Annotated in this window: 14 protein-coding genes and 2 riboswitches; of the genes, 9 read left to right on the top strand and 5 right to left on the bottom strand. The window is 66.3% G+C overall.

Annotated elements, in window-relative coordinates; all coding sequences use genetic code 11:
* Nucleotides 1-80 precede the first annotated feature (80 nt).
* Nucleotides 81-1,772 carry a methyl-accepting chemotaxis protein gene (locus HGB41_RS02075; RefSeq protein WP_171080603.1) on the top strand — a complete coding sequence of 564 codons (1,692 nt, stop codon included), beginning with the start codon at nucleotides 81-83 and terminating at the stop codon, nucleotides 1,770-1,772.
* A gap of 32 nt (nucleotides 1,773-1,804) precedes the next feature.
* On the opposite strand, the gene gcvP is transcribed toward HGB41_RS02075, so the two are convergent.
* The 3 genes from gcvP to gcvT form a co-directional block, all read right to left on the bottom strand.
* Nucleotides 1,805-4,699 carry an aminomethyl-transferring glycine dehydrogenase gene (gene gcvP, locus HGB41_RS02070; protein WP_171080601.1) on the bottom strand — a complete coding sequence of 965 codons (2,895 nt, stop codon included), beginning with the start codon at nucleotides 4,697-4,699 and terminating at the stop codon, nucleotides 1,805-1,807.
* Between the two features lie 177 nt (nucleotides 4,700-4,876).
* Nucleotides 4,877-5,257 carry a glycine cleavage system protein GcvH gene (gene gcvH / locus HGB41_RS02065; RefSeq protein ID WP_171080599.1) on the bottom strand — a complete coding sequence of 127 codons (381 nt, stop codon included), beginning with the start codon at nucleotides 5,255-5,257 and terminating at the stop codon, nucleotides 4,877-4,879.
* 46 nt (nucleotides 5,258-5,303) lie between these two features.
* A complete protein-coding gene (gene gcvT / locus HGB41_RS02060) occupies nucleotides 5,304-6,422 on the bottom strand; it encodes a glycine cleavage system aminomethyltransferase GcvT (RefSeq protein ID WP_171080596.1) in 1,119 nt (372 codons plus the stop codon).
* 49 nt (nucleotides 6,423-6,471) lie between these two features.
* Nucleotides 6,472-6,573, bottom strand: a riboswitch (glycine riboswitch).
* An 18-nt stretch (nucleotides 6,574-6,591) separates the two neighbouring features.
* Nucleotides 6,592-6,677, bottom strand: a riboswitch (glycine riboswitch).
* 378 nt (nucleotides 6,678-7,055) lie between these two features.
* Between gcvT and HGB41_RS02055 the strand changes: the two genes are divergently transcribed.
* Nucleotides 7,056-7,616, top strand: a complete 561-nt coding sequence (locus tag HGB41_RS02055) for an ATP-dependent Clp protease proteolytic subunit (protein ID WP_171080594.1) — start codon at nucleotides 7,056-7,058, stop codon at nucleotides 7,614-7,616.
* A gap of 92 nt (nucleotides 7,617-7,708) precedes the next feature.
* On the opposite strand, the gene HGB41_RS02050 is transcribed toward HGB41_RS02055, so the two are convergent.
* The gene (locus HGB41_RS02050; protein ID WP_171080593.1) at nucleotides 7,709-7,924 is read right to left on the bottom strand and encodes a hypothetical protein; all 216 of its coding nucleotides are present in this window, start codon (nucleotides 7,922-7,924) and stop codon (nucleotides 7,709-7,711) included.
* A 282-nt stretch (nucleotides 7,925-8,206) separates the two neighbouring features.
* Here HGB41_RS02050 and HGB41_RS02045 point away from each other — a divergent pair, with 282 nt between their 5' ends.
* The 7 genes from HGB41_RS02045 (at nucleotide 8,207) to HGB41_RS02015 (ending at nucleotide 19,668) form a co-directional block, all read left to right on the top strand.
* Nucleotides 8,207-10,543 (top strand): DUF1631 family protein, encoded by a 2,337-nt coding sequence (locus tag HGB41_RS02045; protein WP_171080591.1) that lies wholly within the window; start codon nucleotides 8,207-8,209, stop codon nucleotides 10,541-10,543.
* Between the two features lie 107 nt (nucleotides 10,544-10,650).
* On the top strand, nucleotides 10,651-14,178 hold the full coding sequence (gene smc, locus HGB41_RS02040; RefSeq protein WP_171080588.1) for a chromosome segregation protein SMC: 3,528 nt from the start codon (nucleotides 10,651-10,653) through the stop codon (nucleotides 14,176-14,178).
* Nucleotides 14,175-15,365 (top strand): cell division protein ZipA C-terminal FtsZ-binding domain-containing protein, encoded by a 1,191-nt coding sequence (locus tag HGB41_RS02035; RefSeq protein ID WP_171080586.1) that lies wholly within the window; start codon nucleotides 14,175-14,177, stop codon nucleotides 15,363-15,365. Before smc ends, HGB41_RS02035 begins: the two co-directional genes overlap by 4 nt.
* 13 nt (nucleotides 15,366-15,378) lie before the next feature.
* Nucleotides 15,379-17,733 (top strand): NAD-dependent DNA ligase LigA, encoded by a 2,355-nt coding sequence (ligA, locus tag HGB41_RS02030; RefSeq protein WP_229422666.1) that lies wholly within the window; start codon nucleotides 15,379-15,381, stop codon nucleotides 17,731-17,733.
* A 20-nt stretch (nucleotides 17,734-17,753) separates the two neighbouring features.
* Entirely contained in the window at nucleotides 17,754-18,647 is an 894-nt protein-coding gene (galU, locus tag HGB41_RS02025; RefSeq protein WP_171080584.1) for a UTP--glucose-1-phosphate uridylyltransferase GalU, read from the top strand.
* Nucleotides 18,644-19,180 carry a peptide deformylase gene (gene def, locus HGB41_RS02020; RefSeq protein WP_171080582.1) on the top strand — a complete coding sequence of 179 codons (537 nt, stop codon included), beginning with the start codon at nucleotides 18,644-18,646 and terminating at the stop codon, nucleotides 19,178-19,180. The genes galU and def overlap by 4 nt, the downstream gene beginning before the upstream one ends.
* Nucleotides 19,180-19,668, top strand: coding sequence for a hypothetical protein (locus HGB41_RS02015; protein ID WP_171080580.1), 489 nt, complete (start codon nucleotides 19,180-19,182; stop codon nucleotides 19,666-19,668). The genes def and HGB41_RS02015 overlap by 1 nt, the downstream gene beginning before the upstream one ends.
* Nucleotides 19,669-19,811: 143 nt before the next feature.
* Here the strand turns inward: HGB41_RS02015 and HGB41_RS02010 are convergent, their stop codons facing one another.
* Entirely contained in the window at nucleotides 19,812-21,569 is a 1,758-nt protein-coding gene (locus HGB41_RS02010) for a DUF885 domain-containing protein (protein WP_171080578.1), read from the bottom strand.
* Between the last annotated feature and the right edge of the window lie 100 nt (nucleotides 21,570-21,669).

The raw sequence follows: 21,669 nt of genomic DNA, 5'->3' as shown, positions 1-21,669 counted from the left end.
TGCAAGTCCACCGGAATCCTTCCCAGGCCTTCACATCCACCCGCGCTGCCCTGGCGCTTTTCCCGAAGGCGGCCTGACTTATGTTGTCCCGACTGAAGATCGGCCCCAAGCTGCTGCTGGCGCCGGGCGTAGTGCTGCTGTTGCTGGTCCTGCTCTCGAGCGCCGCCTATTATGCGATGGTGCGCCAGCACCAGTCCCTGCACACCATCGTCGGGCCGCGCGCGGTCCAGCTGCGCAGCACGACCGAACTGGTGGCCCAGGCCCAGCGCGTGCATGCGGATACCTACAAGCTGCTCACCTGGATCAGCAGCAGCTTCTCGCGTCCCCGCATCGACCTCCTGATTACGCAGATCCACCGCCAGAACGGGGCCATCGAACGTTCCTTTGCCGAGCTGGTCCGCCTGACGCCGGACGGCAGTGCCGAGCGCCGCCACGTCGAGCAGGCCCAGCATGCGCACGGCGTCTATGTGCGCGCGGCACGCGAAGTGGTCGAGCTGGCGCATGCCGACCAGACCATCGGCGCCAATGCCATGATCAAGCCGGAAGCCGCATTTGCCATCATGGCAGAGCGCATGACCCTTCTGGCCAGGCTCGAGCGCGATCTGTCCGAACAAGCATCGGACAGCGCCGCCGCCGACTTCCGCGTCATCGCCGGCCTGATGCCGGTGGTGATCCTGCTGGCCGTCGGGGTGTCGTTGGCCATCACGATGGCGGTGCGCCGGGTGCTGCTGGTGGAAATCCGCGGCATCGGCGCGGCCGCGCTGGGGCTGGCGAGTGGCGACCTGACGATCCGGCAGCGCGACTATGGCGACGACGAGATCGGCGAAACCTCGCGCGCCCTGGATGCCGGCATCCGCAACCTGAACGGCACCTTGCGCACCGTGTTAGAGTCGGCGCGCACGATCGGGAATACCTCGCGCGACATCAGCCTAGGCAGCCTGAGCATGCACAGCCGGGCGGTGTTCCGCAGCCGCTCGCTGGACGATGCGGCAGCATCGATGCAGGAACTGGCCGATACGGTCTCAAGCACCGCGAACAGCGCGCTGGCCGCCAACCGGCTGGCGCAGTCGGCGTCGACCAGTGCGCGCGAGGGCGGGCTGACGGTCGAGCGCATGGCGGCCACCATGGCCACGGTGAAGGAGGGCGCCTTGCGCGCTGCGGAAGTGGCAGGCGTGATCGACGCCTTCGCCAGCGAAGCCGGCACGCTGGCGCTGAATGCGGCGCTGGAAGCCGCACAAGGTGGGCTCGGAGGCAAGGCCGGCCGCGATTTTGCCGATGCGGCAGGCGAGGTAAGGTTGCTGGCACAGCGCGCCGTCAGGGCCGCGCGCGAGGTGCGCGAACTGGCGGCCCGATCGGTGGCCGAGATCGAGGGCTGCACCGAGTGGGCACTAAACGCCGGCAGCAGCATGCAGGACGTCGCCAGCTCGGTACGCGAAGTGGAAGACCTGGTTAGCAGCATCGGCAGCGCCAGCGCCGGCCAGGCCAGCGAACTGGCGCAGGTCAACCAGGCGATCGTGCGGATGGACGAAGTGACCCAGCAGAACTGCGCGCTGGTGGAAGAAGCCGCGGCGGCGGCGCGCACGCTGCAGATGCAGGCACTGTCGCTGTCGCGTACCGTGGCCGCCTTCCGCCTCGACGAAACCGAAACGGCGCCGGCAGCGCCGCCCAAAAAAGAAAGCGGCGCCCCCCAGGCGAGCCCGACGCGGGATCTGCCCAGGGAGCGCCGCCTTCACGAGCGCTCGCACTTGCGGCTCGCCTCGAGCCGCAAGTAACACCACAAGCGCCTGACAGAGATGTTAGAGGCTTACTCGTAATCGCTGATCGGGGCGCAACCGCAGAACAGGTTGCGATCGCCGTACACGTTGTCCGCACGGCCGACCGGCGGCCAGTACTTCTTCTTGCGCAGCGACGCCACCGGGAAGGCAGCCACTTCCCGGGTATAGGTGTGCTGCCAGTCGTCGGCAGTCACCACTTCCGCGGTGTGCGGCGCGCCCTTCAGCGGATTGTCCATCTTGTCGTATTCGCCGCGCTCGACCTTCACGATCTCGGCGTGGATGGTGATCATCGCTTCGATGAAACGGTCCAGCTCTGCCTTCGCTTCGGACTCGGTCGGCTCGATCATCAGGGTGCCCGGCACCGGGAAGCTCATGGTCGGGGCGTGGAAACCGAAGTCCATCAGGCGCTTGGCCACGTCTTCGTTCGAGATGCCGGTCTTGTCCTGCAGCGGGCGCAGGTCGATGATGCACTCGTGCGCCACCAGGCCGTCGTGGCCGGTATACAGTACCGGGTAGTGCGGCGCCAGGCGGCGCGCGATGTAGTTGGCGTTCAGGATCGCCACTTCGGTCGCCGCGGTCAGGCCTTCGGCGCCCATCATCGCGATGTACATCCACGAAATCGGCAGGATCGAGGCCGAGCCATAGGCCGCGGCGCTGACTGCGCCGATGCCCGCTTCGTTGCGGACGTAGCCGGTCGACAGCTGGTTCGGCAGGAACGGGGCCAGGTGCGCGCCGACGCCGATCGGGCCGACGCCCGGTCCGCCGCCGCCGTGCGGGATGCAGAAGGTCTTGTGCAGGTTCAGGTGGCTGACGTCGCCCCCGAACGAACCCGGTGCGGCCACGCCGACCATCGCATTCATGTTGGCGCCGTCGACATACACTTGGCCACCGTGCGAGTGGATGATCTCGCAGAGTTCCTTGATGCCTTCTTCGAACACGCCGTGGGTCGACGGGTAGGTGACCATCACGCAGGCCAGGTTGGCGCTGTGCTGCTCGGCCTTGGCGCGCAGGTCAATCAGGTCGACGTTGCCGTTCTCGTCGCAGGCGGTGACCACCACCTGCATGCCGACCATGCTGGCCGATGCCGGGTTGGTGCCGTGCGCCGACGACGGGATCAGGCAGATGTTGCGGTGGCCCTCGCCGCGCGACTGGTGGTATTTCTGGATCACCAGCAGGCCTGCGTACTCGCCCTGCGAGCCGGCGTTCGGCTGCAACGAGATGGCGGCATAGCCGGTCGCGGCGCACAGCATGGCTTCGAGCTGGTCGATCATCTCGCGGTAGCCGACGGTCTGGTCGTCCGGTGCGAACGGGTGGATGCTCGAGAATTCAGGCCAGGTGACCGGGATCATTTCCGAGGTCGCGTTCAGCTTCATGGTGCAGGAGCCGAGCGGGATCATGGTGCGGTCCAGCGCCAGGTCCTTGTCCGCCAGCGAACGCAGGTAGCGCAGCATCTCGTGCTCGGCGTGGTAGCGGTGGAAGGTCGGGTGGGTCAGGTAAGCGCTGGTGCGGGCCAGGGCGGATGGGTAGGCTTCCTGGGCATCCGCGTCGAGCGCGTCGATATCCACGGTCTTGCCCGCTTCATTTCCAGCTGCGAAGACCGAGAACAGCAGGGCCAGGTCGTCGCGGGTCGTGGTTTCGTCCAGCGAGATGCCGACGTGGCCGTCGTCGATGCGGCGCAGGTTGATGCCCTGGCTGGCCGCGTTCGACAGCAGCGACTCGGCGTCGGGGGTACGGATGGTCAGGGTGTCGAAGAAGGTCTCGTTGACCACTTCGACGCCGAGCTGCTTCAGGCCCGTTGCCAGGATCGCGGCTTGGCGGTGCACGCGCTGGGCGATGCGCTTCAGGCCTTCAGGACCGTGGTAGACCGCGTACATGCCGGCCATCACGGCCAGCAGCACCTGGGCGGTACAGATGTTCGAGGTCGCCTTTTCGCGGCGGATGTGCTGTTCGCGGGTCTGCAGCGCCAGGCGGTAAGCCTGGTTGCCCTGCGCATCGACGGTGACGCCGACCAGGCGGCCAGCCATGCTGCGCTTGTATTCGTCGCGGGTGGCCAGGTAGCCGGCGTGCGGGCCGCCGAAACCGAGCGGCACGCCGAAGCGCTGGCTGTTACCGACGACCACGTCGGCGCCCCATTCGCCCGGTGCGGCCAGCATGGTCAGCGCCAGCAGGTCGGCGGCAACCACCACCATCGCGCCCATGGCATGCAGGTGCTCGCAGGCGGCGCGGTAGTCGCGCACTTCGCCGTTCACGCCCGGGTATTGCAGCAGCACGCCGAAGCAGCTCTCTTCCAGCTTCTCGATATCGGCGGCGGCAATGGTGCGCACTTCGACGCCGATCGGCTCGGCGCGGGTGCGGATTACTTCCAGGGTCTGCGGCAGCACGTCGTCGGCCACGTAGAACACTTTCGACGACGACTTGCCGACGCGCTGGATCAGCGTCATCGCTTCGGCGGCGGCGGTGCCTTCGTCCAGCATCGACGAGTTGGCGATGCCCATGCCGGTCATGTCCGTGATCATCTGCTGGAAGTTAAGGATCGCTTCCAGGCGGCCCTGCGAGATCTCGGGCTGGTAAGGCGTGTAGGCGGTGTACCAGGCCGGGTTCTCGAAGATGTTGCGCAGGATGACTTTCGGCGTGTGAGTGCCGTAATAGCCCTGGCCGATCATCGACTTCATGACCTTGTTCTTCGAGGCTAGAGCGCGCAGGCACTGCAGTGCCTGCTCTTCGCTGCGCGGCTCGACGAACTGGCCCAGGTCCAGGGTCTCCTTGGTGCGGATGTTCGCGGGCACGACCGCATCGATCAGGGCGGCGCGCGTGGCGTAGCCGAGTGTCGACAGCATGGCTGCCTGTTCGGAATCGGACGGGCCGATGTGGCGCGGGATGAACGCGTCGCGCAGTTCAAGTTGGGTGAGGCTGGTGCGGGTCATGGTAGAGGCCAGGTGAAGAATTGGCGCGGGGCGCCGGGGTAGTCGAGATGGTGCTGCGTAGGTGTTTTTCGTAGGGTGGGCGGCTTCGCCGCCCGCGCGTTCAAATTACGCATGCATCGCGGCGACGCACTGTATGGTTGAACGCGCGGGCGGGAGACCCGCCCACCCTACGGGACATCAGGTGCCGGTAGCCTTCGCGTAATCGTCAGCACTCATCAGCTTGTCGATCGCGCCGGCATCCGTCGGCTTCAGCTTGAACAGCCACGCGCCAAATGCATCGCTGTTGATCGAGTCCGGCGCATCGGCGACCGACTGGTTGATCTCGGTAACGGTACCCGCAACCGGTGCGTAGATGTCGCTCGCGGCCTTGACCGACTCGACCACCGCGGCATCTCCGCCGGCGGTGAATGCCTTGCCGACCTGCGGCAGTTCGACGAACACGATGTCGCCCAGGGCGTCCTGCGCGTACTCGGTGATGCCGACGGTCACGGTGCCGTCAGCCTCGCGGCGCACCCACTCGTGGGACTCGGTGTATTTCAGGTCGGTTGGAATGTTCATGTAAAAGCTCCAGTAGGTAAGGCGGACAGTATAACAATTCTTGTTTTCAGGCTGCGAGGACTTTGCCGTTGCGGACGAAGGGCAGCTTCACCACGCTGGCAGCCAGCTTTTTATCGCGGATCTCGACGTGCACGGTGTCGCCGATGGCGACGTCCAGCGGCACGCGCGCCAGCGCGATCGCCTGCTGCATGCTCGGGCTGAAGGTGCCGCTAGTGATCTCCCCTAGATTGCCGGAGGCAGCGACCACTTTCTGGTGAGCGCGCAGGATGCCGCCTTTTTCGCGCAGAATCAGACCGACGAAGTTCGCGTTCTGGCCCTTGGCCTGGAGCGCTGCCTTGCCGATGAAGTCGCGCTCCGAGACCAGGTCGATGGTCCAGGCCAGGCCGGCGTCGAGCGGATTCACGCTATCGTCCATGTCCTGGCCGTACAAATTCATGCCGGCTTCCAGGCGCAGGGTATCGCGCGCGCCCAGGCCGGCCGGCTTGATGCCGGCTGCAACGAAGGCATTCCACAGCGCCTCGACGTTCGAAGCGGACACGCCGACCTCAAAGCCGTCTTCGCCGGTGTAGCCGGTGCGCGCGACCATGACTTCGCCAAAGGCGGTGTCCGGGACGATCACGACATTGAATGGCTTGAGCGGCTCGGACGCCGCCTGGGTGGTCGGCAGCACCTGCCAGACCTTGGTTCTAGCGTTCGGGCCCTGCACGGCGATCAGGGCGATCGGGTCATTGCCGTCGCGGCGCTGGGTAACGGTCACGCCGCTGTTCGTCGCCTCGTTCTGCTGGCTGATCCAGGCGACGTCCTTCTCGGCGGTGCCGGCATTGACCACCAGGCGGAACCAGTCGTCGCTGAAGTAATAGACGATCAGGTCGTCGATCACGCCGCCTTCCGGATTCAGCATGCAGGAGTAGAGCGCCTTGCCCGGCACCTGCAGCTTGTCGACGTTATTGGCCAGCAGGCCGCGGAGAAAAGCGCGCACGTTGGCGCCCTTGAGGTCCACCACGCACATGTGCGAGACGTCGAACATGCCGGCGTCAAGGCGCACGGCATTGTGTTCGTCGATCTGGGAGCCGTAGTTCACCGGCATGTCCCAGCCGCCGAAGTCGACCATCTTGGCCCCTAGGGAGCGGTGTGCGGAATTGAGCGGGGTCGCTTTGAGCGTCATGGAATCCTCGGGACAGGTAATAGGGGTACGGGCACGCCTCGCGGGTGCTTGGATCCCCTCTGTCCTTGGTACCTGAGAGATAGCAGCAAAGCCGCCTGCCCCTTCGGTGGGCCGCCTGCGAAGGCAGCGGCCGCTCTCCAGAGTTGGGCCGGCCGCGCCATGCGCTGCTGCCCCTTGACCAGTCCGTTTGCCTGAGAGTTTGTGGGTAGTGCCCCTTCGGCGGCAGATGGGTCTGCGCTCTCCTGGCCAAGACTGTGGAGAATATGCCAGCCTTGGTTTGCTGTCAACCGATGGAGGGTGCCCAAAAGGCGGCCGGCGGCCGTATGCCGGTCACGCAAGAGCCGCCGCTTACCCGTAGGGCGGGCAGTTTCCTGTCCACGCGTTCAACCAGCGGTAGCACGGACGTGGTGGGTTTTTCCTATGTTAACTATTACCGCGCGGGCGTTCGTCATTCCGGGCATTGCCCGAAATTACCCCGCCCGCCCTACGGTTCTCGCCAACCGACTAACCTGGCGGATGGCTGATTATCGGCTTGCCGCAAAGTATTGCCGCGCACTATTGGTGCAGGGCGGGCGAGGGGTTTGCACGGGTTTTGCTACACTTACCCTACACACTTTGCAGTGGGAAAAGACTATGAGCGAAGACAAAGCGCAAGGAGGAAAGGAAGCCTGGTTCACGCTGTCCGGGGACGTCAACAGCGACATGGTGCACCGCGTATTCGAAGCGGTGGCGGCCATGACCGAAGACGGGCTCGAGACCGCCCACGTGCTGGTGCAGTCGAACGGTGGCTATGTGAGCGACGGCCTGTGCCTGCATAACTTCCTGGCGAACTCCCCGATCACCTTCGTGATGTACAACGGCGGGGCGGTGGCGTCGATCGCGGTCACGCTCTTCCTTGCCGGGACCAGGCGCTACGCGAGCGAGACCGCGCGCTTCATGGTCCACAAGTCGCATGCGACCGCCTCGCCGGGTTCCCGCCCGGATGCACTCAACATCATCGTCGAAGGCCTGCGCGCCGACGATGCGCGCACCGAGTCGCTGCTGCGCAAATCGGTCGACCTCACGCCGGAGCAGTGGGCCATTCACCAGTATTCCGACCTGCACCTGAATTCGCGCGATGCGAAAGCAGCGGGCCTGGTGAATGATGTCGCCGACTTCAAGCCGCCAAAGGGCGCGGTGCTGCGCAATATCTGAGCCGCGCCAAACGAACAGCCCGCCGTCGGGAGAGGGCGGGCTGGGACAAGGCGCCGGGGCAGTTGAGGGCCTGCCCCAGGTATAGCGCTGTGTCAGCGCTTCTTGTCGTTCTTGTGGCTCTGGCGGCCCGCTTGCGCGTGCTGCTCCGGGGTGCCGCCGCGCGTGCCGCTGCCGCTGCCCGAGGCCGAACCCGAGCCCGCCCCCGACTGCTGGCTGCCGCCGCTGCTGCTGCCGGCGCTGTTGCCACTCTGCTGGGTGCTGCTCTGGGGGGGCGAACGCGAGCCCTTCTTTCCTTGCTTCGAGGCCATGGAGATGTCCTTTCAATGGTGGGAAAAATACCTGTTTGCCGAGCTGGGATCGATACCGCAGCTATTCCGGTCGACCCATCATGCGTGCGGCTCCAGGCGATCGGTATCGGATCACAGCGTGATCCCGTGTAGGACAGGCGCCGACATACTCCAGGAATTATCGAAACTGTGATGTGTCGGCAGGCCACGAGATGGCAGCTCGAACGCGCCTCGCATGCAAGTTTCTATTGCCAGTCAGAAATGTTGTGGCAGAATGCAGGGAGATCCCCATCCCATCATTCCATGTCCAGCATGACCGCCCAGACACCTGCCACTCGCAATGCCGCCGCTGCGCAGCAGGCGACGCTGGATGAGCTCGTCGTAATCGCAGCGCGTCACGCAGCCGATGGCTTGATGGACATGGCGACCCGCATGGTCGCCGTGCTGCTCGACATGACGACGGCCGGACCGGATCCGCACCTGACCGGCAGCCGGATCCGCACGGGAAACCTGCTGAAGGATAACGCCTACGCGTTTGTCCACCTCGCCTCGACCGGCATCGAGCTGGCGCTGAAGAAGGAAGTGGCGCAGCTGGCGCCCGGCCTGAAGCCCGCCGCGGCGGCAGCGCCATTGATCCTGAGCCTGGTTCCACTGGAAGAGATGGACAGCCAGCTCGCCTTTGCTTCCGTCAGCCGTCCCTTCGACCTGGCCCATTCCGAGGCCCTGGCCAGCCTCGGTGTGCGGCTCGGCATGCTGCTGGGTCGCGGGCTGGTGCGCGCCGCGCACAATCCCTTTCGTCCCGAAGTCTTCCTGCGGGCGATCCAGCAAGCCTGGTGCGAGTTCGAGCCCGATCCCCAGGCGCACGCACTGGTGATGCCGCTGCTGCGCCCCGCCGTCGTGTTCGAGCTCGGGCCGCTGCTGGCCGCCCTGAACGACAAGCTCAAGCCCGCGCGCTCCTCCCGCAACGATGGCGAACGCTTCGCCAAGACCGACGACAGCGCCAGCGCGCGGGCCGCGCGCGCGCGGCGCGATGCCGCCGTCTCGCAACAACTGCGGCAGCTGTTCGGCGCGGCAGATCCGGCCCAGGGCGCGGAACTCGATATCCCGCTGATCGCCAACCTGCCGCAGGGCAGCGGCGGCTGGCGCCCGAGCGGCGCAGCCGGCTTTGTGCCGGGGCCTGCGTCCGCACCCGCTTCCAGCGCGACCCCGGCTGCCGGCTTCGCCGCACCTGCGCCCGGCCAGTCGGCGCCATATCACGCCACGATGGCGCCGCCCCCAGGTGCGGCTGGCCAGCCTGCCGGCGCAGCCTTGGCCGCACTCCCGGCGCCGTTGATCGGCATGCTGGAAAAATTCGCCGCCGGCCTGCCGGGCAGTGGCGATGGCGCCGCCGCCGCGGCGCACGGACACGAGGTGTTCTACCTGCCGCGCCTGAAACAGAGCCTGCCGCAGGGCAGCCTGTCGCGCGGCGACGAAACCACCCTCGACCTGTTGTCGCGCATCTTCGAGACCGTGCTGCTGGACGACGCGCTCCCGCAGGAGACGCGCGAGCTGATCGCCTTCCTGCAGGTGCCGGTGCTCAAGGCTGCGCTGCACGACCGCAGCTTCTTCTTCGAAGCGACGCATCCGGCGCGGCGCATGCTGGACCTGCTGTCGAATGTCGGCTGGGAGCAGCCGGGCAGCCCGGACGATCCGGTCTACCGCGCGATGCGCAGCAGCGTCGAGATGGTGCGCCGCGAAGCCGAGCCGCAGGCGTTTGCCTCCGCCGTGGCCGACCTGGAAGCGAGCATCGCCGAGCGCGAACACGCGCAGCAAGCCGCGATCGCCGGTCCGATCGCCCAGGCCACGCGCCAGGAAAAGCAGGCCGCCGCCAAACGCTCGGCCAAAAAAGCGGTGGCGCTGCGCCTGGCGGGCGAAGACGTCGTCGCCGTGGTCGGCACTTTCCTGGAACAGCGTTGGACCCCGGTCTTGAGCCTGGCCTACACCATCGAGGACAGCAAGCCGGGCGCGGTCGACAACGCCACCCGTGCGATGGACGACCTGGTCTGGAGCGTCAAGCCCAAGACGACGCAAGAAGGGCGCAAGGCCTTGATCGCGCGCCTGCCGGCCCTGCTCACCACCCTGAATAAATGGCTGGATGCCATCAAATGGCAGGATGCCGAGCGCCTGCAATTCTTTGCCGAGCTGGCCGAATGCCATGCGGCGATCGTGCGCGCGCCGATCGAGCTGTCGCCAGACCGTCAAATGGAGCTGGCCGTGGAAGCCGCCCAGCAGGATGCCATGCGGCGCATCGCCCTGGAGCAGCAGGCCGCCGCAGAAGAGGAGCAGGAAGAGGAAACAGCGCTTGACCCGGCCGCCGCCACCCTGGCGACGCTGGAGCGCGGCATGCGCGTCGAGTTCACCGGCAGCGGGGGAGTGCGCAAGGTCAAGCTGGCCTGGGTCAGCCCGCTGCGCACCCTGTTTATCTTCTCCGGGGCCGGCCGCCAGGAAGCGTTCTCGCTGCCGGCCGAACGCCTGCTCGAGTCCTTCCGCACGGGTAGCATCCGGGTGCTGGCGCTAGATGGCGTGGTCGGCCGGGTACTCACCCAGGCGGCCGGCGAAGCCGCCATGAACGACCCGATGCACGCCGAGCGTGCCGGCTGAGTAGGAAGGCGAACAATTGCCGGGTTCACAAGCTTGCATCTTGGCCGAAAAGCAAGCAACAGATGGTATGATGCGGTCTTTGACGACTCATTAGCCACCGAAGCAACGTGCGCCTCTCCTCCATCAAATTGTCGGGATTCAAGTCTTTCGTCGATCCCACCAATTTCCAGGTGCCCGGCCAGCTGGTCGGCGTGGTCGGCCCGAATGGCTGCGGCAAGTCGAACATCATCGACGCCGTGCGCTGGGTGCTGGGCGAGTCCAAGGCTTCCGAACTGCGCGGCGAGTCGATGCAGGACGTGATCTTCAACGGTTCCACCTACCGCAAGCCGTCCGGCCGCGCCTCGGTCGAGCTGGTATTCGACAACAGCGACGGCAAGGCGGCAGGGCAGTGGGGCCAGTACGCCGAGATCGCGGTCAAGCGCACCCTCACGCGCGACGGTACCTCCACGTATTACATCAACAGCCAGCCGGTGCGCCGGCGCGACATCCAGGACATCTTCCTCGGTACCGGCCTGGGGCCGCGCGCCTACGCCATCATCGGCCAGGGCATGATCTCGCGCATCATCGAATCGCGCCCGGAAGAGCTGCGCGTCTTCCTCGAAGAAGCGGCAGGCGTGTCCAAATACAAGGAACGCCGCCGCGAGACCGAGAACCGGCTGTCGGACACGCGCGAGAATTTGCTGCGGGTCGAAGACATCCTGCGCGAGCTGAACGCCAATCTCGAGAAGCTCGAAGCCCAGGCCGTGGTGGCCAACCGTTTCCACCAGCTGCAGGCGGACCAGGAAGAAAAGCAGAAGCTGCTCTGGCTGCTGCGCAAGAACGAAGCGAAAACCGAACAGCTGCGCTACTTCCGCGAAATGGAAGAAGCGCAGACGGAACTCGAAGCCCAGACCGCCAAATTGCGCAGCGTCGAGCTCGACCTGGAGCACCTGCGCCAGTCCCACTTCGCTACCGGCGACCGCCTGCACACCGCCCAGGGCGCGCTGTACCAGACCAATTCCGAGATCGGCAGCCTGGAGGCGCAGATCAAGTTCGTGGTGGAGTCGCGCACTCGCTTGCAGAACCAGCTCGGCACGCTCACCGCGCAGCGCGACCAATGGTTGGCGCAGCGCCAGGAATACCAGGAGCAGCTGGAAGAAGCCGAGTTCACGCTGGAAGAACTCGGCGCACGCGCCGAAGCCGCCCAGATGGCGGTCGAGGCTCACGGCGAACGCGTGCCCGAACTGGAAACGGCATGGCGCGAGAGCCAGGAGCGTTCCAACGAATCGCGCGCCCGCATCATGGGTGTCCAGCAGCGCATCGAGCTGGCCAGCGCCCACCAGCGCAACGCCTCCGGCATCCTCACCAGCCTGGCCGCACGGCGCGAGCGCCTGCAGCAGGAGCGCAATACCCTGAACCTGCCCGACAGCGCCACCCTCGACAACCTGCGCATGCAGCTCGAAGAGAAGCAGGTGGCGCTGGAAGAGCAGACGATGCTGCTCGACGATGCGGCATCGCGCCAGGAGGCGGTCGAGGCCGAGCGCCGCGAGGCGCACGACCAGGTCCAGCAGGAATCAAGCGCAAGCGCCAAGCTGGAAGCACGCCTGGCCGCGCTGCGCCAGATGCAGGACCGGGTGCAAACCCAGGGCAAGGTCCAGCCCTGGCTGGAAAAGCATGAACTGGCCGGCCTGCCGCGCCTGTGGCAAAAGCTCGACGTCGAAGAGGGCTGGGAGACCGCGCTGGAGGCCGTGCTGCGCGAACGCGCCGGTGCGCTCGAAATGTCGAACCTGGACTGGGCCAATGGCTTCTTCGGGGATGCGCCGCCGGCGCGGCTGGCCCTGTACTCGCCGGCCCCGTCCGCGCCCGCCGCGATTGACGACCCACAAGGCCTGAAACCCTTCGCCAGCCTGCTGCGCCTGAACGACCCCGGCGTGCGCGGCGTGCTCAACGACTGGCTGCACCATGTGTATGTGGCGCAGGATGCCGCCGAAGCCCTCGGCCTGCGCGCGCGCCTGCCGCAGGGCGGCAGCTTCGTGACCCGACAGGGCCACCTGGTCACCCAGTCGAGCGTGCGTTTCCACGCGCCGGATGCCGAGCAGGACGGCATGCTGGCGCGCCAGCACGACATCGAGAACACGGTCAAGCAGCTGCGGGCCCAGGCCCTGCTTGCGGACGAAGCGCGCAGCCGCGCCACCCGCGCCGACGCCGCCGTGAGCGAGCTCACACGCCGGCTGCAGGATGCGCGCCAGCGCTCCGGCATGTTCCAGCGCGAAGTGCATGCGCTGCAAATCGAAGTGCTCAAGCAAAGCGAAATCGAGGCGCGCTTCAACCAGCGCAGTGGCCAGATCGCGGCGGACCTGTCCGAGATCGCGGCGCAGGAAGCCGAACAGCGCCAGGCCGCGCTTGACGCCGAACAGGAATTCGAGCAGCTCGACATGGAGCTGGCCGAGCTGCAGGGCGCCCATGAAGATGGCCAGACCGCCTTCATGGACAAGGAACAGGCGCTGGCCGACGCACGCCAGAAGCTGCGCGATCTCGAACGCAGCGCCCAGGAGGCGCAGTTCGCCGAGCGTGCGCAGCGCAGCAAGATCGAAGAGCTGCGCCGCAACATCGCCACCGCCTCCAGCCAAGCCGACCAGGTCGGCGCCAGCCTTGGCGCCGGCAAGCTCGAACTCGAGGCGCTGGAAGCCGGCACCGCCCACGAAGGCTTGCAGGAATTGCTGGACCGCCGCAGCACCCAGGAGCGCGCGCTGTCCGACGCCCGCCATGAACTCGACCAGATCACGCTGCAGCTGCGCCAGGCCGAAGAAGCGCGCATGGGCAACGAGCGCAGCCTGCAGCCGCAGCGCGACCGCATCACCGAGATGCAGCTGAAGGAACAGGCCGCGCGCCTGAACCAGGAGCAGTTCGCCGAAGCCCTGGCCTCCACCGGCGCGGACGAAGCGCTGCTGGCGGAAAAACTCAATCCCGAGCTGAAGCCCCAATACCTGCAGGGCGAGGTCACGCGCCTGACCAATGCCATCGCCTCGCTGGGCGCGGTCAACCTGGCGGCGGTGGACGAGCTGGCCCAGGCCGCGGAGCGCAAGCGCTACCTCGATTCGCAGAACAAGGATTTGCAGGAAGCCATCGCCACGCTGGAAGATGCGATCCATCGCATCGACCGCGAAACGCGCGACCTGCTGCAGGACACCTTCGACCGGGTCAACACCCACTTCTCGGAACTGTTCCCGATCCTGTTCGGCGGCGGCAATGCCAAGCTGGTGATGACCGGCGACGAGATTTTAGACTCCGGCGTGCAGGTGATGGCCCAGCCGCCCGGCAAGAAGAACGCGACCATCCACCTGCTCTCGGGCGGTGAAAAGGCGCTGACCGCCACCGCGCTGGTGTTCTCGATGTTCCGCCTGAACCCGGCGCCATTCTGCCTGCTCGACGAGGTGGACGCGCCACTGGACGATGCCAATACCGAGCGCTTCTGCCGCATGGTCAAGCGCATGTCCGAACATACCCAATTCCTCTTCATCTCGCATAACAAGATTGCGATGGAGATGGCCAACCAACTGATCGGTGTGACGATGCAGGAGCAGGGCGTATCGCGCATCGTGGCGGTGGACATGGAGTCCGCCGCGAACTTCGCTACTGAGGCACAAGCAGCATGACTGATTTCCAAATGAGCCTGATCGCAGCGGGCGGCGTCTTCGTCGTCGGCGTCATCTCTTACAACAAGTGGCAGGAGTACAAGGCCCGCAAGAGCGTCGAACGCGCCTTTGCCTCGGACCACGACGACGTCCTGATGCGCAGCGGCGACACCGCCGTCGAGCGCCAGGAACCTGTGCTGGACCTCGGTGCGGAATCGCCGCTGGCCCCGCTCGACGTCGATCCGGAGCTCGCGGTGCCAGGCCGCAGCGCGCCGGTGTCCGATGCGCCTTCGGTCTCCCCGACCTACGCGGCGCCCACCGCGGCGGCCGGCTATGCGTCTGCGCCAGCCGCACCAGTCGCACCCCTTGCACCGCTGGCGGGCACCACGCCGCGTACCCCACCGGCCGAACTGGCCGAAAGCCTGGTCGATCCGCTGATCGACTGCCTGGTGCCTTTGAACTTCGAAGGCGCGGTACGCGGCGACAAGATCTTGCCGGCCCTGCAGAAGCTGCGCCGCGTCGGCAACAAGCCGATCCACTACATCGGCTTTGCCGTCAGCGGCGACTGGGAGCCGATCGTCCATGGCGGCGTGTACACCAAGCTGCAGGCCGGCGTGCAGATGGCGACCCGCACCACGGCCCTGAACGAAATCGAATACTCCGAACTGGTGACGCGCCTGCGCGCCGTGGCCGACGAGATCGGCGCCGAGCCGGAAGTGCCGGACATGATCGAGGTGATGAGCGAAGCCCGTACGCTGCACCGCTTCGTGGCCGGCCACGATGCCCAGCTGGGCGTGAACCTGGCCGCGAACGGCGAAGCCTGGCCGATCACGACCCTGATCGGGGCGTTGGAGAAGCAGGGCTTCGACGTGCGCCCGGATGGCCGCTTCTCGATGCCCGACGGCGAGGGCGGCGTGCTGTTCACTTTGTCGACCAATGTCACGCTGGGCGCGGACGCAACCAGCCGCCTGACCCTGCTGCTGGACGTGCCCTGCGTGGCCCCGGCGCGCGACGGCTTCCTTGCCATGGTCAAGTGCGCGAAGGAGCTGGTGCTGCGCCTTGACGCCACCATCGTCGACGATTTCGAGCAGCCGCTGTCGGACGAAGCGCTGGACGAGATCAACGGGCAGGTAGCGGAGTTCTACCAGGAGATGGAAGCCGCCGACATCCCGGCCGGCTCGGTCCGCGCATTGCGCCTGTTCGTATAAGGGCATCCCGGCGATGAGCGTGACGACGAAGGAAACTGCGCAGGCCGAGCCGCTGGCGCGGATGGCGTGGCTGGTGGAAGAACTGAACCGCCACATCTACAACTACCACGTGCTCGATGCGCCGACCATTCCCGACGCCGAATACGACCGCATGTTCCGGGAGCTGCAGGAGCTCGAGCTCGCGCACCCGGCGGCGGTCACCAACGATTCGCCGACCTTCCGCGTCGGCGCGGCGCCGATCCCGGAGTTCAAGCAGGTGACACACTCGGTGCCGATGCTGTCGCTGAACAACGGCTTCGCCGACGAAGACGTCGACAACTTCGACCGCCGCGTGCGCGACGGGCTCGAGCTGAAGCAGGTGTCCTACAACGCCGAACTGAAGTTCGACGGCCTGGCGATCAGCCTGCGTTACGAGAACGGCATGTTCGTGCAGGCCGCGACGCGCGGCGACGGCTATACCGGCGAGGACGTGACCGCGAATATCCGCACCGTGCGGGTCATTCCGCTGCGCCTGCACGGCGCGGACGTCCCGGACGTGCTCGAAGTGCGCGGCGAAGTACTGATGTTCAAGGGCGATTTCGCCAGCCTGAACGCGCGCCAGCGCGAGGCCGGCCACAAGGAATTCGCCAACCCGCGCAATGCGGCGGCGGGCAGTTTGCGCCAGCTCGACGCGCGTATCACGGCCCAGCGCAAGCTGCGCTTCTTCGCCTATGGCATCGGGCTGCTGGAAGGCGCCGAGCTGCCGGAAACCCACTCCGGGGTGCTCGACTGGTTCGACCGCCTCGGCCTGCCAGTGGCGAAGGAACGCGCCGTGGTCACGGGCCGTGACGGCCTGCTTGGCTTCTACCGCGGAATCGGTGAACGCCGCAGCAGCCTGCCCTACGAGATCGATGGGGTGGTCTACAAGGTCGACCGCGTGGCCGACCAGGCCCAGCTCGGCTTCGTGTCGCGCGCACCGCGCTTCGCGCTGGCCCACAAGTTCCCGGCCGAGGAAGCCCTGACCGAAGTCACCGCGATCGACGTGCAGGTCGGCCGCACCGGCGCCATCACGCCGGTGGCGCGCCTGGTGCCGGTCTCGGTGGGCGGTGTCACCGTCACCAACGCAACCCTGCACAACGAAGACGAAGTGCTGCGCAAGGACGTGCGCGTGGGCGACACCGTGATCGTGCGCCGCGCCGGCGACGTGATTCCCGAAGTGATGGCTGTGGTGCTGGAGCGCCGTCCCAGCCCCGAGCCAATGCGCTATGTGCTGCCCAAGACCTGCCCGGTGTGCGGCTCGCACGTGGTGCGCGAAGAGGGCGAGGCCATCGCGCGTTGCTCCGGCGGCTTGAGCTGCGCCGCCCAGCGCAAGGAAGCAATCCGCCACTTCGCGGGCCGCCGCATGATGGACATCGAAGGCCTGGGCGACCGCTATATCGACAGCCTGGTCGAGTGCAGCCTGATTCATGGCGTGGCCGACCTGTACAAGCTGACCCTGGACGACCTGCTGGCCATGAAGCGCCTCGCCGACGAGCGCGAGGGCACCACGCCAGAGACTGTGAAGAACGGCAAGGTCGCCACCAAATGGGCGGACAACCTGCTGGACGCAATCCGCGCCAGCAAGAACCCGCCGCTGGAACGCCTGCTGTTCGCACTCGGCATCCGCCACGTCGGCGAATCGACCGCCAAGACCCTGGCCGACTGGCTGGGCCGTTTCGACCTGGTGCGCCAGGCGCCGAGCGCGCTGCTACGGGTGCTGCCCGACATTGGCGGCACCGTGGCGGACGCGATCGCCGAATTCTTCGCCGAGGAAAAAAACCAGCAAGCCATCAATGCGCTGCTGGCAGCCGGCGTCGCGCCCCAGGGCGAGCACGCCCCCAAGGCGGCCCTGCGCGAGAAGCTGGAAGAAGTGAACCTGCTGGCGGCCCTTGGCATCCCGAAGCTGACCGAACCGCGCGCGCGCCAGCTGCTGGCCGCCGGCCAGACGCTTGGATCCCTCAGCCACCTCAACGTGTTCAACGTGTTCGGCCTGCCGGCAACGGTGGCGGGCGGGCTGGAAGAGTGGATGGCGCAGCCGGGCAACCGCGAGCGGCTGGCAGCGCTGGCGCAGCTGCGCACCGAACTGCTGGCGCAACTGCCGCAGGGAGCCGCGCCGGAAGGCCACCTGTCCGGCAAGACCTTCGTCCTCACCGGAACCTTGCCGACCATGAGCCGCGAGGCGGCCGGCGCCCTGATCGAGGCGGCCGGCGGCAAGGTGTCCGGTTCGGTATCGAAGAAGACTTCGTACGTGGTGGCCGGCGCGGAGGCGGGCAGCAAGCTCGCCAAGGCGGAAGAACTCGGCGTCACCGTCCTCGACGAAGCAGGCCTGATGGCGCTGCTCGACACCTAAAGAACCCTGGAGGCGACCCCATGACCCTGATCCGCAAAGCCGTATTCCCCGTGGCAGGCCTCGGCAGCCGCTTCCTGCCCGCCACCAAGGCGCAGCCGAAGGAGATGCTGCCGATCGTCGACAAGCCGCTGATCCAGTACGCCGTCGAAGAAGCGGTGGCAGCCGGCATCACCGAACTGGTATTCATCACCGGCCGCAACAAGCGCGCCATCGAAGACCATTTCGACAAGGCCTACGAGCTCGAATCCGAGCTGGAAGCGGCCGGCAAGCAGGCGCTGCTCGAGGTCGTGCGCGGCGTGATCCCGAAGAACGTCACCTGCATCTACATCCGCCAGTCGGCGCCGCTGGGCCTGGGCCATGCGGTGCTGTGCGCCCGTCCCGTCATCGGCGACGAGCCCTTCGCCGTGCTGCTGGCAGACGACTTCATGGACACCGCCGCTGGCCACAAGCCGGTACTGGCGCAGATGACCGATTTGTATTCGTATGAGCGCTCCAGCATCCTTGCGGTGCAGGACGTCGCGCGCGAACATACCCGCCAGTATGGCATCGTGAAAGCGGACAGCTATCGCCCGGGCCTGGAGCTGGTATCCGAAATCGTCGAGAAGCCGGCGCCCGAGGTGGCGCCCTCGACCCTGGCCGTGGTCGGGCGCTACGTGCTGTCGGGCTCCATCTTCGGCTACCTCGAACACCTCGGCACCGGCGCCGGCGGCGAAATCCAGCTCACCGACGGTATCGCCGCGCTGATGCAGGCCGAACGCGTGCTGGCCTACCGCTACGAGGGCCAGCGCTACGACTGCGGCTCCAAGCTCGGCTACCTGCAGGCCACCGCCGCGATGGGGCTGAAGCACCCGGAGACCGGCGAAGGCTTCCGCGCCAGCCTCGCGGCACTGCTCGAACAAGGAAAACTGCCATGACCGTACGTGAGATCCTGCGCATGGGCGACCCGCGCCTGCTGCGCGTGGCCGAAAAGGTCACCGGGTTCGACACGCCCGAATTGCACGCCCTGGTCGCCGACATGTTCGAGACCATGCATGCCGCCAATGGGGCCGGCCTGGCCGCGCCGCAGATCGGCGTGAATCTGCAACTGGTGATCTACGGGTTTGCGAAGAATGGTCGCTACCCCGATGCGCCGCCGGTGCCGGAGACGGTGTTGATCAATCCCGTGCTCACGCCGCTGTCGGATGAGATGGAAGAGGGTTTCGAGGGTTGCCTGTCGGTGCCAGGCCTGCGCGGCAGCGTGCCGCGCTATACGAAACTGCATTATGAAGGCGTCGACCAGTACGGGAAACCGGTCGTTCGTGACGTGGAAGGCTTCCATGCGCGCGTGGTGCAGCACGAGGTCGACCACCTCCTCGGCATCCTGTACCCGATGCGGATCCGCGACTTTTCCCGTTTCGGTTTCACCGAGGTGATGTTCCCCGACCTGGATCCGAAGGCGGACGACTGATGCGCGCTGCCTCGATCGCAGCCGCGCTGCTGCTGGCGGGCGCGCCTGCCGCACAGGCCGACGACTGGTTCACGAAAATCGACCCGGTCCCGAAAAGCGAGTTCTGGCTCGATACCGGTTTCGCCACGGCGCACTTCGACAGCGACAAGGACCTGAACGGCGCCAACAAGGGCCTCGCTGCCGAGTACCGCTTCAGCGGCACGATGGCCGCGACGGCAGGGCGCTTTTATAACAGCGACCGGCAGTGGTCGAACTACGCGGGCGTGATCTGGCAGCCGTATGCAGTGGGGCCGGTGCGGGTCGGGCTGGCGCTGGCGGCGTTCGATGGCTATCCGAACATGCGTGCTGGCGGCTGGTTTCCGGCGGCGATTCCGACGCTGACTTATGAGTACAAGCGGGTGGGGGTGAATGTAGGGATTATTCCGACTTACCGGGACCGCTTGTATGGCGGGGTGTCGGTGCAGCTCAAGCTGAAACTATTTGAATAGCCGCGCATCGTAGGGTGGGCAGATTCTGCCCACGCGGTGATAGTCGCCGGCTCCGCTTTCGCGCCGCATGATCTTGCTGCTAACTATCACCGCGTGGGCGTAGTTCAGTCCACTGGACTGAACTACGCTGCCCACCCTACGGTTTACGACTCTTTCGGGTACGGGCTTTTCCCACCCTCCGCAATAAACACATCGATCCTCTGCTGCAGCACCGGCAGCGGCACCGACCCCAGCTGCAGCACCGTATCGTGGAAGTTCCGGATATCGAACTTCGCCCCCAGCGCCTTCTCCGCCCGCGCCCGCGCTTCCTGGATCGCCATCTGCCCCAGGTAGTAGGACAGTGCCTGTCCCGGCCACGAAATATAGCGGTCCACCTCCGTCTCAACCTCGTGCTTCGACAGTGCGGTGTTCTCCATCAAATAGGCCTGCGCCTGCTCGCGGGTCCAGCCCTTGGCGTGGATGCCGGTGTCGACGACCAGCCGCGATGCGCGCCAGGCCTGGTAGCTCAGCATGCCGAATTCCTCGTACGGCGTTTCGTAGATCCCCATCTCGGTACCGAGCCGTTCCGCGTACAGCGCCCAGCCTTCGCCGAAGGCCGAAATATAGGCGCGGCGGAAGTTCGGCACGTTTTTCTGCTCCTGCGCCACCGGCATCTGGAAGGCATGGCCCGGCGCCGATTCGTGCAGGGTCAATGCCGGCAGGCTGTAGAGCGCGCGCGCCGGCAGGTTATAGGTGTTGACCCAATAGCTGCCCGGCCCGCCGCGGCCGGCCGTGTAGAACGGCGCCTGGTCGTCGGGCACCGGCAGGATCGCGAAGCGGCGGCGCGGCAGGTAGCCGAAATATTGGTCGGCCTTGGCGTCGAATTTCTTCGCGGTCCAGGCGGCGCGCATCAGCAGCTCTTGCGGGGTCTTGGCATAGAACTGCGGGTCGGTGCGCAGGAACTGCAAAAAGGCCGGCAGGTCGCCCTTGAACTCGACTTTCTTCATGATCCCGTGCATCTCGGCGCGGATCTTCGCCATCTCGGCCAGGCCGATGGTGTGGATCTGGTCCGCATTGAGATTGGTGGTGGTGAACTCGACAATCTTCGATTGATAGTAGGCCTGGCCGCCCGGCATGCTGGTGGCCGCGAGCGTGGTGCGCGCCTTCGGCACGTACTCGTCGCGGAAGAAGGCCAGCACCTTGCCGTAGGCCGGCTGCACCGTGTCGCGGATGAGGGCGGCGGCCTGCGAGCGCAAGGCTTCCTGCTCGCTGGCCGGCACCGATGCGGGGAAGGTCTTGAAGGGGGTGAAGAACACGGTGTCCTGGGGCGTCCTGGCATCGGCGATCGAACTCAGCGCCACGTCGCGTCCGGCCAGCGTCACGCGCGGCGGGGTGAAGCCGCGCGCCAGCCCGGCACGCATGTTGGCGGTCTCCTGCTCGAAATAGGCGGGCAGCGCGGTCAGCTGCCTCAGGTAATTGCGGTAATCCTCAATGGTCTTGAACGGGCGGCGGGCGCCGAAGGTGACGTCGGTCCAGAAGGCGCTGTCGGCGTTGACCGGCTGCTCGTATTCGCGGAAGCGTTGGGCGTCCGCCAGGGAAGCGACCTGGGCGCGATAGACCGCGAAGTTGACGCGCTCTCCAGGGGACAGGTCGGCGGGGCGGATCGCGTCGAGTTCCTTCAGGATGCCCTCCCAGTAGCGCTGGCGGGCCTCTTGCACCAGTGCATCGACACGGGCCAGCACGGGGCTGACGCCCTGGTCGCCGTCGGCACGAGCGAGCCGTTCCGTGACGCGCCACTTCCACTCTTTCGTGTAGATTGTCTTGAAACGCGTATCGGCGTTTGTCGCGGCTTGCGCAGGCGACATTGCAAGGCTCAGCAGTACGCAGGCCGTCGGCAGTACGGCACCCAATTGTTTAATCATGGTCTTCCCGCATTTCGATGAGCAAGATTGCTCGACGATACACATCTTAGCGGGGATGTCGCAAATTGGCACGAACGAACATGTTTCCGGATTGTTGTTG

This window comes from Telluria aromaticivorans (genome assembly GCF_013003915.1).
Lineage (GTDB): Bacteria > Pseudomonadota > Gammaproteobacteria > Burkholderiales > Burkholderiaceae_D > Telluria > Telluria aromaticivorans.
Note: the sequence above shows the minus strand (reverse complement) of the source record. Positions and strands in the feature narration are given on the sequence as shown.